The organism is Micromonospora sp. NPDC002575, from assembly GCF_042889525.1.
Taxonomy (GTDB): Bacteria; Actinomycetota; Actinomycetes; order Mycobacteriales; family Micromonosporaceae; genus Micromonospora; species Micromonospora carbonacea.
In genome coordinates this window covers 91,474-106,505 of the sequence record NZ_JBIARA010000003.1, presented here as the reverse complement: position 1 = coordinate 106,505, position 15,032 = coordinate 91,474, and the positions used below count along the sequence as shown (strand labels likewise).

General features: G+C 75.7%; 10 protein-coding genes. 2 read left to right on the top strand and 8 right to left on the bottom strand.

Annotation, left to right across the window (positions count from 1 at the left end):
- Positions 1–18: 18 nt before the first annotated feature.
- The 6 genes from mnhG to ACFYWL_RS06045 all read right to left on the bottom strand — a co-directional run bounded on the left by mnhG (position 19) and on the right by ACFYWL_RS06045 (position 6,261).
- Entirely contained in the window at positions 19–357 is a 339-nt protein-coding gene (gene mnhG, locus ACFYWL_RS06070) for a monovalent cation/H(+) antiporter subunit G (RefSeq protein WP_386968758.1), read from the bottom strand.
- A gap of 128 nt (positions 358–485) precedes the next feature.
- Positions 486–749 (bottom strand): monovalent cation/H+ antiporter complex subunit F, encoded by a 264-nt coding sequence (locus tag ACFYWL_RS06065; RefSeq protein WP_386968016.1) that lies wholly within the window; start codon positions 747–749, stop codon positions 486–488.
- Positions 746–1,390: a Na+/H+ antiporter subunit E gene (locus tag ACFYWL_RS06060; RefSeq protein ID WP_386968014.1), complete on the bottom strand. Its 645-nt coding sequence runs from the start codon at positions 1,388–1,390 to the stop codon at positions 746–748. Before ACFYWL_RS06060 ends, ACFYWL_RS06065 begins: the two co-directional genes overlap by 4 nt.
- A gap of 46 nt (positions 1,391–1,436) precedes the next feature.
- Positions 1,437–2,951, bottom strand: coding sequence for a Na+/H+ antiporter subunit D (locus ACFYWL_RS06055; RefSeq protein ID WP_386968013.1), 1,515 nt, complete (start codon positions 2,949–2,951; stop codon positions 1,437–1,439).
- Positions 2,948–3,421: a Na(+)/H(+) antiporter subunit C gene (locus ACFYWL_RS06050; protein ID WP_386968011.1), complete on the bottom strand. Its 474-nt coding sequence runs from the start codon at positions 3,419–3,421 to the stop codon at positions 2,948–2,950. Before ACFYWL_RS06050 ends, ACFYWL_RS06055 begins: the two co-directional genes overlap by 4 nt.
- A complete protein-coding gene (locus ACFYWL_RS06045) occupies positions 3,418–6,261 on the bottom strand; it encodes a Na+/H+ antiporter subunit A (RefSeq protein WP_386968009.1) in 2,844 nt (947 codons plus the stop codon). Before ACFYWL_RS06045 ends, ACFYWL_RS06050 begins: the two co-directional genes overlap by 4 nt.
- A 173-nt stretch (positions 6,262–6,434) precedes the next feature.
- Here ACFYWL_RS06045 and ACFYWL_RS06040 point away from each other — a divergent pair, with 173 nt between their 5' ends.
- Positions 6,435–8,039 (top strand): DUF4139 domain-containing protein, encoded by a 1,605-nt coding sequence (locus ACFYWL_RS06040; protein WP_386968006.1) that lies wholly within the window; start codon positions 6,435–6,437, stop codon positions 8,037–8,039.
- 5 nt (positions 8,040–8,044) lie between these two features.
- Here the strand turns inward: ACFYWL_RS06040 and ACFYWL_RS06035 are convergent, their stop codons facing one another.
- Positions 8,045–8,392, bottom strand: a complete 348-nt coding sequence (locus ACFYWL_RS06035; protein WP_386968003.1) for a hypothetical protein — start codon at positions 8,390–8,392, stop codon at positions 8,045–8,047.
- A gap of 184 nt (positions 8,393–8,576) precedes the next feature.
- Here ACFYWL_RS06035 and ACFYWL_RS06030 point away from each other — a divergent pair, with 184 nt between their 5' ends.
- Positions 8,577–13,205 carry an ATP-dependent helicase gene (locus ACFYWL_RS06030; RefSeq protein WP_386968000.1) on the top strand — a complete coding sequence of 1,543 codons (4,629 nt, stop codon included), beginning with the start codon at positions 8,577–8,579 and terminating at the stop codon, positions 13,203–13,205.
- Positions 13,206–13,349: 144 nt separating this feature from the next.
- Here the strand turns inward: ACFYWL_RS06030 and ACFYWL_RS06025 are convergent, their stop codons facing one another.
- Positions 13,350–14,714: an RICIN domain-containing protein gene (locus ACFYWL_RS06025; protein WP_386967998.1), complete on the bottom strand. Its 1,365-nt coding sequence runs from the start codon at positions 14,712–14,714 to the stop codon at positions 13,350–13,352.
- Between the last annotated feature and the right edge of the window lie 318 nt (positions 14,715–15,032).

The window sequence follows — 15,032 nt, the reverse complement described above, 5'->3', positions numbered from 1 at the left end:
TTAACAAGGGGCCCTTCCTTACCCCCCGTCGGCGAGTTCGTCGACGTCGAGGAGGGAGCGGTCGACCCGGCCCGAGCGGTACGCGGCGCGGCCGACCATCTGGGCCGCCACCGGAGCGGTGGCCAGTTGGAAGACCGCCACCAGCACGATCATGCCGATGTCGTCGGGGGTACGCAGCCGCAGCGCCACCCCGGCGAGCAGCAGCAGCACGCCGAGCACCTGCGGCTTGGTGGCCGCGTGCATCCGGTCGAGCACGTCCGGGAAGCGCAGCACGCCGATCCCGGCGGCGAGGCTGAGCAGTCCCCCGGCGACCAGGCACCCGGCGCCCAGCCAGTCGGCCACGGCACCCGCGCTCAGCCAACCAGGGGCGGCCACGACACCCCCGCTCAGCCAACCAGGGGCGGCCACGGCACCCGCGCTCAGCCAACCGGGGGCGGCGAAGACGCCCGCGCTCAGCCAACCAGCGGTGGCGAAGAGGCCCGCGCTCACGGCTCCTCCCGGACGGCGAAGCGGACCAGGGCCACCGCGCCGACGAAGCCGAGCAGGGAGAGCACCACGAGCACGGGCAGGGTGGTGGCGTGCCGGTTGACCGCCGCCTCCGCGCCGACCGCGCCGGCCATCGTGTTGAGCAGGACGTCGGCTGCGATCACGCGGTCCAGCAGGGACGGGCCGCGGTACATCCGGGCCAGCGCCAGCAGCGCGGTGACCGACAGGAGCACGGTGAGCACGGTGGCGAGGACGACCTTCACTGGTCGATTCCCCTCTCGGTGGGAGCAACGGGATCGGCGGGGGCGGTGAGGAGGCGGAGTTCGGCGGCCGAGCCGATCGCGCGCACGATCCGGGCCTCGGTGGCGAGGATGCGGTCGCGGCTGCCGGTCAGGTCCTGCGGTCCGCGTACGTCGAGCACGTGCACGTAGAGCAGGCCCCGTTCCCGGTCGACCTCGACGATCAGGGTGCCGGGCACCAGCGAGATCGCCTCCGCCGTGAGCGCCAGGTTCAGGTCGGTGCGCACGCGCAGCCGTACCGCGATGATCGCGCCCCGGGGCCGGTAGCCCGGCTGCACCGCGATCCGGGCCACGTGGATGCTGGCGCTGACCAGCTCGGTGACGAACCGGCCGGCCAGCTCCAGCAGCGCCCGCAGGCGCAGCCGGCCGCCGAACGTCACCGGCGGCAACGGGAAGAAGAGCAGCACCGCCCCGCCGACGAGCAGTCCGCCGAGCAGGTTGCCCCAGGAGAACCGTCCCCAGAGCAGGCACCAGATCAGCACCATCCAGGCCAGCGCCAGCAGCCGGTCCCGCCAGCGGCCGAGCCGGGCGCGTACCCGGGTCACCGGGGCGTCGGGGTCGACGACCGGCCCCCGCCGCCGGCCCCCGGCGGCCCGCCGGATCACCGCGCCCCCCGGGCGGGGCGGGCCCGCCGCGTCACGGCGCGCCGCGTCACGGCGCGCCGCCGGGGAGGACGGCCCGCACGTACGGGGTGCGGGCGCGCAGGTCGATCGCCGCGTCGGTGGTCACCCCGAACAGCGGGCCGGCGGCCACGGTGAACACCAGGCCCAGCGCGACGAGGGCCGTGGTGGCGCCGACCATCAGGGTGGGCAGCCGGGTCGGCGGGTCGGTGGCGGCCAGTTGGGGCGCCCGCCAGAACGCGATGTTCCACACCCGGGACGCGACGTAGAGGGTGAGCAGGCTGGTGGCGGTGCCGGCGGCGACCAGCACCCAGGGCAGCACGCCGCCGACGCCGATCCCGGCCTGGAGCAGGCCCAGCTTGCCGAGGAACCCGGACAGCGGCGGGATCCCGGCGAGGTTCATCGCCGGCACGAAGAAGAGCACCCCGAGCAGCGGGGCCACCCGGGCCAGGCCGCCGAGCCGGCGCAGGTCGGTGCTGCCGGCGCGCGCCTCGACGAGCCCGGCGACCAGGAACAGGGTGGTCTGGATGGTGATGTGGTGGACCACGTAGAAGATCGCCCCGGACAGGCCGGCGACGCTGCTCAGCGCCACCCCGAAGATCATGTAGCCGATGTGGCTGACCAGCGTGAACGAGAAGAGCCGCTTCATGTCCGACTGGGCGACCGCGCCGAGGATGCCGACCACCATGGTCAGCCCGGCCACCACCATCAGCAGGCCGGCGACGTCGCCGCCGGGGAAGAGCAGGGTCTCGGTGCGGATGACCGCGTACACGCCGACCTTGGTGAGCAGGCCAGCGAAGACCGCGGTGACGGGGGCGGGCGCGGTCGGGTAGCTGTCCGGCAGCCAGGCCGACAGCGGGAACACGGCCGCCTTGATCCCGAAGGCGAGCAGCAGGGTGAGTTGCAGGGCGAGCCGCACGTCGGCGGGCAGCGCGTCGAGCCGCCCGGCGAGCTGGGCCATGTTGACGGTGCCGGTGGCGGCGTACACGAGGCCCACCCCGGCCAGGAAGATCATCGAGGACAGGATGCTGACCACCACGTACGTCGACCCGGTCCGGATCCGGCCCTCGGTGCCGCCGAGCGTGATCAGCACGAAGCTCGCCGCCAGCAGGATCTCGAAGCCGACGAAGAGGTTGAACAGGTCACCGGCGAGGAAGGCGTTGGTGACGCCGGCGGTGAGCACCAGGTAGGTGGGGTGGTAGATGGTGACGGGCGCGGACTCGCCGATGTCCCCCCGGCCCTGCCCGATCGAGTAGAGCAGCACGCACAGCGTCACGGCGGAGGAGACCACCAGCATCAGCGCGGCGAGCTGGTCGGCGACCAGCACGATCCCCACCGGCGGGGGCCAGCCGCCGATGCTCACCACGACCGGCCCGTGCCGGTACGCCTCGACGAGCAGCACCGCGGCGACCACCAGGGTGACGGCCAGCACCACCACGCTGACGGCGCGCTGGAGCCGGGGCCGGTTGGCCAGCAGCAGGGTGAGGGCGGCGCCCAGCAGCGGCACCACCACCGGCAGCGGGACGAGCGGCCCGTACCCCGTCACGACGTCTCCCCCCGGTGTTGCCGGCGCAGGTGCGGCTCCGGGTCGACCTGTTCGGCGTCGCCGTCGGGGCCCTCGCCGCCGAGGTCGCGCGCGGGCAGCTCGTTGCGGGCGGCCAGCTCGGCGACCTGGCGGTCCTCCAGGTCGTCCTGCACCTCGTCGTTGCCGGTGAGATACCAGCTGCGGTACGCGACGGCCAGCAGGAACGCGGTGAACCCGAAGGTGATCACGATGGCGGTGAGGACCATCGCCTGCGGCAGCGCGTCGCTCATCCGGTCGGCCGGCGCGGCGCCCACAACGGGCGCGTCCCCGGACCGGCCGCTGAGCAGGATCAGCAGGTTGACCCCGTTGCCGAGCAGGATGAGGCCGAGCAGGATCCGGGTCAGGCTGCGCTCCAGCAGCAGGGTGACGCCGGCGCCGGCGAGCACCCCGACGACGACGATCAGCACCAGCGTCGCTCCGCTGCCGTTCACGGCCGCCGCCCCTGCGGGTCCACGATCAGCCCGCGCTCGCTCCTGCCGGCCGCCTCGATGTGCCGGTCGACCTCGGCGCCGAGGCTGCGCAGGATGTCCAGCACCAGGCCGACCACGATCAGGTACACCCCGACGTCGAAGAAGAGCGACGTGACGACGTAGAGGTCGCCGACGCCGGGCAGCCACAGGTCGAGTTTCGCGCTCTGGAGCACGGACCCGCCGACGAGGAGACCGAACGCGCCGGTGCCGACGGACACCGCCAGGCCGGCCCCGAGGACCGTGCCGGCGCCGACGGGGGCCGCCTCGGCCAGCTCGTACCGGCCGCCGGCGAGGTAGCGCACGGCCAGGGCGAGGCTGGCGACCAGGCCGCCTGCGAAGCCGCCGCCGGGGGCGTTGTGGCCGGAGAAGAGCAGGAACAGGGAGAACAGCACGATGGTGTGGAAGAGCAGCCGGGTGACCACCTCGAAGACGATGGACCGGCGGCGCTCGGCGAGGGTGGGGCCGCCGCGCAGCCACACCGGCCGCTGCGGGCCCCGCTGGTCGGTGCGCTCGGGGCGGCGGGGGCGGCGCGGGCGGGGGCCGGTGCGGGACCGCTGGAAGACCAGGCTGGCCACCCCGGTCGCGGTCACGACGAGCACGGACATCTCGCCCATGGTGTCCCAGGCCCGGATGTCGACCAGGGTCACGTTGACCACGTTGCGGCCGTGCCCCTCGCTGACGGCGAGGCCGGGGAAGGCCCGCGAGACGGACGGCGCGGTGCGGGCGCCGACCGCGACCAGGCAGAGCCCGGCGAGGACGAGCCCGACGGCGACCCCGACGGCGCGGCGCACCCACCGGCTGCGGCGCAGCGGGCGGGCGGAGAACCGTTCGGGCAGCCGGCGCAGCACCAGCACGAAGACGGCGATGGTCGCCGTCTCCACCAGGAACTGGGTGAGCGCCAGGTCGGGCGCGCCGTGCAGGACGAACATCATCGCGGTGCCGTAGCCGGTGACCCCGACCAGCAGCATGGCGGTGAGCCGGCGACGCGCGCCGATGGCGAGCAGCGCGGCCACCGCCGCGACCACGCCGACGACCGGTTGCAGCGGGGTGTCCCACAGCGGGACCCGCTGCCGCCACGGGCCGGCGGCCAGCATCGCCCCGCCGGGCACGACGACGAGGACCAGCAGGATCGTGCCGAGATACTGCGGCAGGGAGCCGCGCTGGGTGGCGCTGGTGACCTCGATGGCGAGCCGGTCGAAGCGGTGGGTCAGCCACTCGTACCCCTGGGCGCCGCCCACCGGCGCGCGCAGCCGGGCCAGCGCGGGGGCGAGCGGGCCGCGCAGCGCGAACAGGGCCGCGCCGCCGGCCAGGGCCAGGGCGGACAGGCCGAGCGCCGGGGTCGGCCCGTGCCAGAGCGCGAGGTGCTCGGGCACCGGGCCGAAGATCTCGGCGTACGGGAGCAGCAGCGCGCCCGTCGGGCCGGCGAGCAGCCCGACGGCGAGCCCGGCGGCGGCCAGCAGGGCGGGCGGCCCCAGCATGGCGGCGGGTACGGGCTGCGGCTCGGTCCGGTCGGCGTGCGGGCGCGTGCCGAACGCGCCCCAGACGAAGCGGGCCGTGTACGCGACGGTGAGCACCGTGCCGGCGACGAGCCCCGCGAGGACCAGCGGCTGGTCGGTGAACGCGGCGAGGACGGCCTCCTTGGCGACGAAGCCGACCAGCGGCGGCAGCCCGGCCATGGAGGCGGCGGCCAGCGCCCCGACGGCGGCCAGCAGCGGGGCCCGCCGCCCGAGCCCCGACAGTTCCCGCAGGTCGCGGGTGCCGGCGCTGTGGTCGATCGCGCCGACGACGAGGAACAGGGCCGCCTTGAACAGCGCGTGCGCGAGCAGCATCGCCGTGCCCGCGAGCGCGGCTTTCGGGGTGCCCGCGCCGAGCGCGACGGTGAGCAGCCCGAGCTGGCTGAGCGTGCCGTACGCCAGCAGCAGCTTCAGGTCGCACTGGCGCAGCGCGGCCCACCCGCCGACCAGCATGGTGAGCAGCCCGGCGGTGACCGTCACGGGCCGCCACGGGCCGGCGGTGGCCAGCACGGGGGCGAGCAGGCCGAGCAGGTAGACGCCGGCCTTGACCATCGCCGCCGCGTGCAGGTACGCGCTGACCGGCGTCGGCGCGGCCATCGCCTGCGGCAGCCAGCCGCTGAACGGCAGGACCGCCGACTTGGCCAACGCCCCGGCCAGCACCAGCAGCACGGCGGTGACCAGGTAGCCGCCGGTCGGCAGCCCCGCGCCGGCGAGTTCCGACCAGCGGTGCCCGCCGGTGTCCCGGCCGAGCATCAGGAACCCGACGAGCATCGCCAGGCCGCCGAACGTGGTCACCGTGAGCGCCTGCGCCGCCGCCCACCGGCTGGCCCGCCGCGTGGTGCTGTGCCCGATCAGCAGGTAGGAGAAGATCGTGGTCAGCTCCCAGAAGACGTACAGCAGCAGCAGGTCGTCGGCGAGGACCAGGCCGAGCATCGCGCCGGCGAAGGCGACCAGCACGGCCGCGAACCGGGCCAGCCCGGCCGATCCGGCGGCGAAGTAGCGCGCGCAGTAGACGAGCACGAGCGCGCCGACGCCGCCGACGAGCAGGGTCATCAGCCAGGACAGGGTGGTCAGCCGCAGCGCCAGCTCCAGCCGCAGTTGCGGCACCCAGGGGTACGCCTCGACGACCGCGCCGCCGTCGCGCACGGCCGGCGTGCGGGCCACGGCCCAGCCGAAGGCGGCGGCCGGCGCGAGCGCGAGCGGGTAGCAGGCGCGCGGGCCCCACCACCGGACCAGCAGCGGCGCGACGAGCGCCGCCACCAGGTGGAGGATCAGCAGTACGAGCACCCGCGCTCCCGGTCGAGGTGGCAGCAGCGCGCCGAGGGAGACGCCTATCAGCGATCAGACGCCAGTTTCCGGCTTGATGGGCGGTTTTGCCGGAATTTGCGCCGGTACGCGGTGGGCTGCGCCACGCTTCGGTCCACCCGAACCGCGAGCATCGCCCGGCTATCCTCGCCGCCGTGAACGCAGTGGAGATCGAAGCACCCGTCGTCGGCGTCACCGTCTATCCGGACCGGGCCCGGGTCACCCGCCGGGGCAGCGCCCGGCTGGCGGCCGGTGAGCACCGCGTACGTGTCGCCCCGTTGCCGCTCGGCCTGCGCCGGGACTCGCTGCGGGTCGGCGGCAGGGGCGCGGCGAGGGTGCTCGGCGTGGACGTGACCACGTGGCGGCAGGCGCGCAGCGCCGACGGGCAGGTCCGCGAGCTGGAGGAGCGCAGCCGGGAGCTGGCCGGCGAGCTGGCCGAGGTCGACGACGCGTACGCGGTCGAGGAGCAGCGGGGGCAGTTCCTCTCCGGGCTGGCCGAGCGGGCCGGCGGCACGTACGCCCGAGCGCTCGCCGCCGGTGACGCCGAGCCGGCCGACGTGGCGGCCTTCGCCGACTCGGTGGCCGGGCAGCTCGCCGACTCGCACGGGCGGCGGCGGGAGTTGACCCGGCGGCGGACCGAGCTGGCCGAGGACCTGGCGGCGGTGCGGCGGCAGTTGGAGGCCGCGCAGGGCAAGCGGGAGCCGGACCGGCTGGCCGCCGAGGTGACGGTGGCGGTGGACGCCGACGACGCCGAGCTGGACCTGGAGCTGACCTACCTGGTCGACGGGGCCCGCTGGCAGCCCTCCTACGACCTGCGGCTGGTCGACGACACGGTGACCGTGACCTGGTTCGGCCTGGTCAGCCAGGACACCGGCGAGGACTGGCCGGAGTGCGTGCTCCAGCTCTCGACGGCCCGGCCGGCGGCGGCGACGGGCGTGCCCGAGCTGTCGCCCTGGTATCTCGACCGGGTCCGGCCGCTGCCGCCGCCCCGGGGCGCCATGCCGGCGGCGAGCTTCGGCGCGCCGCCGGCGCCCGCGCCGCCCGGCGGGCCGGCGTTCGAAGTCGCCGCCGCGGGCGGGGCGGCCCGCGCGGGCGCGCCGCGGCCCAAGGTGCACGAGAGCGTGGCGACGGTCGAGCAGGGGGTCAGCGCGGCCACCTACCGGCCGGCGCGGCCGGTGGCGGTGCCGGCGGACGGCAGCGCGTACCGGGCGACCATCGCGGTGCTGGAGCTGCCGGCGCGGCTGGACCACGTGACCGTGCCGGTGCGCGCGGCCGAGGCGCACCTGCGGGCGACGGTGCGCAACACCTCGGCGCACACGCTGCTGCCGGGCCCGGCGGCGGTCTTCCACGGGGCCGACTTCGTCGCGGCGACGAAGCTGCCGACGTGGGCGCCCGGCGAGGAGACGGAGCTGGCGCTCGGCGTGGACGACCGAATGCGGGTGGAGCGGAAGCTGGGCCGGCGCGCCGAGACCCGGGCCACGCTCGGCTCGACCCGGCGGCGGGACGTGGAGTATCGGATCTCGGTGGCCAACCACACCCCACGGCCGGCGACCGTGGAGGTGCGTGACCAACTGCCGGTGTCCCGCGACGAGGCGGTGGTCGTGCGGGAGGCCACGATCGCCCCGCCGCCGGCCGAGCGCACCGAGCTGGGCGAGCTGACCTGGCGGCTGCGGCTGGAGCCGGGCGACAGCGGCGAGATCACCATGGGCTTCCGGGTCGAGCTGGCCAAGGGGGTGGAGCTGGCCGGCTGGCGGGAGTGACAGCCTCAGACCAGCAGGTCGCGGCGGGTCTCCACGAGCAGGTCGGGGCGGTCGAGCTGGACGACGACCTTGTTGACCACGCGCTGGGCGGCGGCGAGCGAGCGCACGGAGAGCAGCCGCCCCCGGCTCTCTCGGCGCAGGACGAAGAAGTGGACGGCGGCGCGGACCTGCCCCCGGTCGGCCGCGCTGGACTGGGCGGTCTGCCGGACCAGCTCGCGCAGGCAGGCCGCGAGCCGCTCGGCAAGCTCCAGCTCGGGGCCGTGCAGGCCGGCGCGGAGTGCGGCAAGATGGCTGTCGACCTTCCGGATGAGCACGTCGGTGCCCGCACCGGCACCCCGCTCCTCGGCGACCATCCGCGCTCCTCCACGTCTCGCTTTCCGCGAAGTTACTTTAGGTTGCGGCGTGGAAGCAAGCAGTTAAGTAAGCCTTAACGGAATAAAGGCCCATTTCGCTTGCAAGCGGCGGGCGGGGCACTCCACGTGCCTCGGCTGCGGCCACCGGTCCCGGCCCGCGCGGATGTCCCACCCGCGAGGCAGGATGGACGGCGTGGCGGAGGTGACGGCCGGGTTCGGCGCGGCGGAGGCGGCCCGGGTGCTGGCGGGATTCGGCCCGGCGACCCGGGAGTGGTTCTCGGCGGCCTTCGCCACGCCCACTCCCGCCCAGATCGGGGCCTGGCGGTCGGTGGCGGCCCGGCGCAACGCCCTGGTCGTCGCGCCCACCGGCTCCGGCAAGACCCTCGCGGCGTTCCTCTGGTCGCTGGACCGGCTGGCCGCCTCGCCGCCGCCGGCCGACCCCCGGCAGCGCTGCCGGGTGCTCTACGTCAGCCCGCTCAAGGCCCTCGCCGTCGACGTCGAGCGCAACCTGCGCGCGCCCCTGGCCGGCATCCGGCAGGCCGCCACCCGGCTCGGCGTCGCCCCGCCGGAGATCACCGTCGGGATGCGCACCGGCGACACCCCCGCCGACGAGCGGCGGGCCTTCGCCCGCACCCCGCCGGACGTCCTCATCACCACCCCCGAGTCGCTGTTCTTGCTGCTCACCTCCGCCGCGCGGGAGTCGCTGCGCGGGGTCGAGACGGTGATCGTCGACGAGGTGCACGCGGTCGCCGGGACGAAGCGCGGCGCGCACCTGGCGCTGTCCCTGGAACGCCTCGACGAGCTGCTGCCCGCCCCCGCCCAGCGCATCGGCCTGTCCGCCACGGTCCGGCCGATCGACGCGTGCGCCCGGTTCCTCGGCGGGGCCCGCCCGGTCGACGTGGTGCAGCCGCCCAGCGCCAAGACCATCGAGGTCAGCGTCGAGGTGCCGGTGGAGGACATGACCCGCCTCGACGAGCAGGAGCCACCCCCCGACGACCTGGGCGGCCCCGGGCCGCGCCGGGCCTCGATCTGGCCCGCGGTCGAGGAACGGGTCTACGCGCTGGTCCGGGCGCACCGGTCGACCATCGTCTTCACCAACTCGCGGCGCAGCGCCGAGCGGCTCTGCGCCCGGCTCAACGAGCTGGCCGCCGACGAGCTGGCCGACGCGGCGCTGCCCGCCGACGCGGCGCTGCCCGGCACGGGTCGGCCCCGGCCGCCGGCCGAGGTGATGGCCCAGGCGGGGGCGGTGGCCGGGGCCGCACCGGTGGTCGCCCGCGCCCACCACGGCAGCGTCTCGCGTGAGGAGCGCAAGCACATCGAGGAGGCCCTCAAGTCCGGCCAGCTCCCCGCCGTGGTGGCCACCTCCAGCCTGGAGCTGGGCATCGACATGGGCACGGTCGACCTGGTGGTGCAGATCGCCGCCCCGCCCAGCATCGCCGCCGGCCTGCAACGCGTCGGCCGGGCCGGGCACCAGGTCGGCGCGGTCTCCCGGGGCGTGGTCTTCCCCAAGCACCGGGGCGACCTGCTCTCCTGCGCCGTCGTCGCCGAGCGGATGGCCGCCGGGGCGATCGAGGAGCTGCACCACCCCCGCAACCCCCTCGACGTGCTGGCCCAGCAGATCGTCGCGATGGTGTCCCTCGAACCGTGGCGGGTCGGCGACCTGGCCGTCGTCGTCCGCCGGGCCGCGCCGTTCGCCGAGCTGCCCGACTCCGCGCTGCACGCCGTGCTGGACATGCTCTCCGGCCGCTATCCGTCGACCGCGTTCGCGGAGCTGCGGCCCCGGCTGGTCTGGGACCGCGCCGCCGACGTGCTCACCGGCCGGCCCGGCGCGCAGCGGCTCGCCGTCACCAGCGGCGGCACCATCCCCGACCGGGGCCTGTTCGGCGTCTTCCTCGCCGGGGCGGAGCGGGCCGCCCGGGTCGGCGAGCTGGACGAGGAGATGGTCTACGAGTCCCGCGTCGGCGACGTGTTCCTGCTCGGTTCGTCGTCCTGGCGGATCGAGGACATCACACCCGACCGGGTGCTGGTCTCCCCCGCCCCGGGCCAGGCCGCCCGGATGCCGTTCTGGAAGGGCGACCAGCTCGGCCGCCCGGTGGAGTTGGGCCGGGCCATCGGCGCCCGGGTGCGGGCCCTGCTGCGCCACGGCGACGAGGCGGCGGTGGCCGCGCTGCGCGCCGGAGGGCTCGACGACTGGGCCGCCGGCAACCTGATGGCCTACCTGCGGGAGCAGCAGGCCGCGACCCGGTCCCTGCCCGACGACCGCACGGTGCTGGTCGAACGGTTCCGCGACGAGCTGGGCGACTGGCGGCTCGCCGTGCACAGCGTGCTCGGCGCCCGCGTCAACGGCCCGTGGTCGCTGGCCATCGGCCGCCGGCTCGCCGAGCGGTACGGCGTGGACGCCCAGGTCATGCCGTCCGACGACGGGATCGTGGTGCGGCTGCCCGACACCGCCGACTCCCCGCCCGGCGCCGACGTGGTGCTCTTCGAGGCCGACGAGATCACCCAGCTCGTCGAGGAGGCCGTGGGCACGTCGGCGCTGTTCGCGTCCCGGTTCCGGGAGTGCGCAGCCCGGTCGCTGCTGCTGCCCCGCCGCGACCCGCGCCGCCGCCAGCCGCTGTGGCAGCAGCGCCAGCGGGCCGCCCAGCTGCTCGACGTGGCCCGCGAGTACGCCGACTTCCCGGTCACCCTGGAGGCCGCCCGGGAATGCCTCCAGGACGTCTTCGATCAGCCGGCCCTCGCCGGGCTGATGCGCGACCTGGCCGCCCGCCGGGTGCGCCTGGTCGAGGTCGAGACCGAGCGGCCGTCGCCGTTCGCCCGCTCGCTGCTGTTCGGCTACGTGGGGGCGTTCCTCTACGAGGGCGATGCGCCCCTGGCCGAGCGGCGGGCCGCCGCCCTGGCGCTGGACTCGGCGCTGCTCGGCGAGCTGCTCGGCCGGGTCGACCTGCGGGAGCTGCTCGACCCGGCGGTGCTCGCCGAGACCGACCGGCAGTTACGCTGGCTGACCGAGCAGCGCCGGCCCCGCGACGCGGAGGACGCCGTGGAGCTGCTGCGCACCGTCGGCGACCTGTCGGAGGCGGAGCTGGCCGAGCGGGGCGTGCCCGTCGACTGGCTCACCGCCCTGGCGGCGGCCCGCCGGGTGCTGCGCGTGCGCGTCGCCGGCCAGGAGCGCTGGGTCGTCGTCGAGGACGCCGCCCGGCTGCGCGACGCCCTCGGCGTGGCCCTGCCGGTCGGGGTAGCCGAGGCACACCTCGCCCCGGTGGCCGACCCGCTCGGCGACCTGGTCGCCCGGTACGCCCGCACCCACGGCCCGTTCGCCGCCGCCACCTGCGCCGCCCGCTTCGGGCTCGGGGTGGCCGTCGTCGAGCAGGAGCTGCGCCGGCTCGCCGCCGCCGGGCGCGTCGTCTCCGGCGAGTTCGCCCCCGACACCGTGGGCGCCCAGTGGTGCGACGCCGAGGTGCTGCGGCTGCTGCGCCGGCGCTCCCTGGCGGCCCTGCGCCGGGAGATCGAGCCGGTGCCGCCGCGGGCCCTTGCCGCGTTCCTGCCCCGCTGGCAGCAGGTCGGCTCGTCGGCCCGGGGGATGGAGGCCGTCGCCGCCGCCGTCGAGCAGTTGCAGGGCGCGGCCGTGCCGGCGTCCGCGCTGGAACGTCTGGTGCTGCCCGGCCGGGTCGCCGACTACTCCCCCGCCCAGCTCGACGAGCTGTGCGCCAGCGGTGAGGTGCTGTGGGCCGGGTCCGGGGCGATCTCCGGGGGCGACGGCTGGGTCGCCCTCGCGTACGCCGACGCCGCGCCGCTGCTGCTCCCGCCGCCCGACGACGCGCTGGCGCGTACCCCGTTGCACGACGCCGTGCTCGACGCGCTCGGCGACGGTCAGGCGCTGTTCTTCCGGTCGCTGTCCGACCGGGTGGGCGGCACCGACGACGCGGCGCTGACCGCCGTGATCTGGGACCTGGTGTGGGCGGGGCACCTTACCAACGACACCCTCGCCCCGCTGCGGGCGGCGCTCGCCGGCGGCGGGGCGCACCGGTCCCGGCCGGCCGCGCCGCGCACCCGGTTGCGCCGTCCCGGCCGGGTGGCGCTGCCCAGCCGCAGCGGCCCGCCCACGGTGGCGGGCCGCTGGTCCCGGCTGCCCGAGCGCGACCTCGACCCGACCCGGCGGGCCGCCGCGCTCGCCGACGTGCTGCTGGAACGGCACGGCGTCGTCACCCGGGGCGCCGTCGCCGCCGAGCAGGTGGCGGGCGGCTTCGCGGCCGTCTACCCGGTGCTGTCGGCGCTGGAGGAGCGCGGGGCGGCCCGGCGGGGCTACTTCGTGGAGGGGCTGGGCGCGGCGCAGTTCGCGGTGCCCGGGGCGGTCGACCGGATCCGCGCCCTCGCCGACCCGGCCGCAGGCCGTGGCGGTGGCGGTGGGGCGGCCGGGAGCCGGGGCGGGGCGCTCGTCCTCGCCGCCACCGACCCGGCCAACCCGTACGGTGCGGCGCTGCCCTGGCCCGAGCGGGCGGTCGACTCCGGCGACGGGGCCGCACCGGCGAGCGGGCACCGGGCCGGCCGCAAGGCGGGCGCGCTGGTCGTGCTGGCCGGCGGCGACCTGGTGCTCTACGTCGAGCGGGGCGGCCGGACGATCCTCTCCTTCACCGACGACCCCGACGCCCTCGCGGCGGCCGGCAGGGCGCTCGCCGACGCGGTGCACACGGGCGCGCTCGGCGCGATCTCCGTGGAGCGGGCCGACGGGGAGGCCGTGTCGGCGTCCCCGCTGCGCGACGCGCTGACGGCCGCCGGGTTCCGGGCCACCCCGCGTGGCCTGCGCCTACGCGGCTGAAGCCGCTGAAGCCGCTGACCCGCTGACCGGCCGACCGGCTGATCGGCCGACCGGCCACAGCCGGCGATGCCGGCCCGGCGGATCGAGACGCCGGGCCGGCATCGGCTGGTCGCCCGAGGGCCACCTGTCAGGGGCGGTCGCGGGTCAGCGCAGGCTCCACTGCTGGTTCTGCTGGCCGTTGCACGACCAGAGGATGAGTTTGGTGCCGTTGGCGGTGCCCGCCGCGTTGGCGTCCAGGCAGAGCCCGGACTGGGCGTTGGTGATGGTGCCGTTGGCGTTGACGTTCCACTGCTGGTTGGTGCCGCCGTGGCAGTCCCAGATGATCACCTGGGTGCCGTTGCTGGTGCCGGCGCCGCTGGCGTCGAGGCACTTGGTGCCGTACACCTGGAGTTGCCTGCCCGCGGTGTACGTCCAGCTCTGGGCGGCGGCGCCGCCGATGCAGTCCCACAGCTGGGTCTGGGTGCCGTTGGTGGTGCTGCCGTTCGGCACGTCGACGCAGCGACCGGACTGGCCGCCGACGACCTGCTTGCCCTGCGCGGGGCTGCTGGTCGGGGTCGGGGTGGGCGTCGGCGGGGTGGTGCCGTCGAACTGGGTGAAGAAGCTCCACACCACCGGCCGGGTCCAGGACTTCTCGCCGGGGGCGTACGGGTCGGCGGAGCCGTCCACGGCGTTGGGCGCGTGCGGGCCGTCGAACGGGGCCCACGCCACCGGGTAGCCGGCCCGGCATCCCGAGTAGTAGGTGAGGGTGTGCGTGAGGCTGCCCTGCGCCGGCTCGGGCGGGTTCTGCGGGGTGCAGCCGTTGTTCCTGACGAACCGGTCACGCAGCGACCGGCCGGTGGAGATGGGGATGGTGCCGTCCCGCAGCCCGTGGATGCCGATGTACGCGATGGGCTGGTTGCCGCCGCTGCATCCGCTGAGCTCCGCGCCGGAGTAGACGGCGACCGCCCGGAAGACCGTGGCCCGCGCGCAGGCGATGGCGTAGCTCATGCCGCCGCCGTAGCTGAAGCCCATGGCGAAGCGCTGCGTGGTGTCGACGCACAGACCCGCCTCGATCTGCCGCATCATGTCGTCGACGAACGTCAGGTCCCGGCCGCCGCTGTTGGCCCAGCCGTTGCCGATGCCCTGGGGCGCGACGAAGATCGCCGAGTTGTTGGACAGCGCGCGGAGGCCGTAGTACGACCACGGGTAGCCGCTGGTGCCGCCCGAGTCGACCTCGTTGGCGGTGCCGCCGTTCCAGTGGAACGCGAAGATCAACCGGTAGGGATGGTTGCGGTCGTAGTTGTCGGGGATCCGCAGGATGAACGAGCGGTTCTGGCCGCCGCTGGAGATCGTGCGGGTGCCGCTGGTCAGCGTGGGCGCCTGGCCACAGCCGGCGGTCGTCGCGAGGGTGCCGACGTCGTTGGCGTACGCGACCGGGCCGGCTCCGGCGGCGACCGCCGCGCCGCCCGCCGCGAGGACGAGCGCCGCCGCGCCCGCGACGGCACCGACGACGAGCCGATGTCTCCACATTGGCGACTCCTTCTTGGTGGGGTTCCTGGTGGGGTTTTTGGTGGGGTTTCCTGGTGGGTCGGCCCTCCGGCGGGCAGGCTGCGGGGTTCGCGGCCGGAGACGGCTTCCATCCATCGATTAACGTTAAAGTAATACGTATGACGTCTGCGGTCAACACGGGGCGGCTACGCGGGCCGCGCCTGCGGATCCGGCGATCGCCACCGCCGCCGCAGCCACGTCATCCACGCGGTCCATGCGGTCCATGCGGTCCACGCGGTCCACGCGGTCCACGCGGGACAGAGGCTGGCAACAGGGCCGGAAAAGACGAAAGGCAAGGAG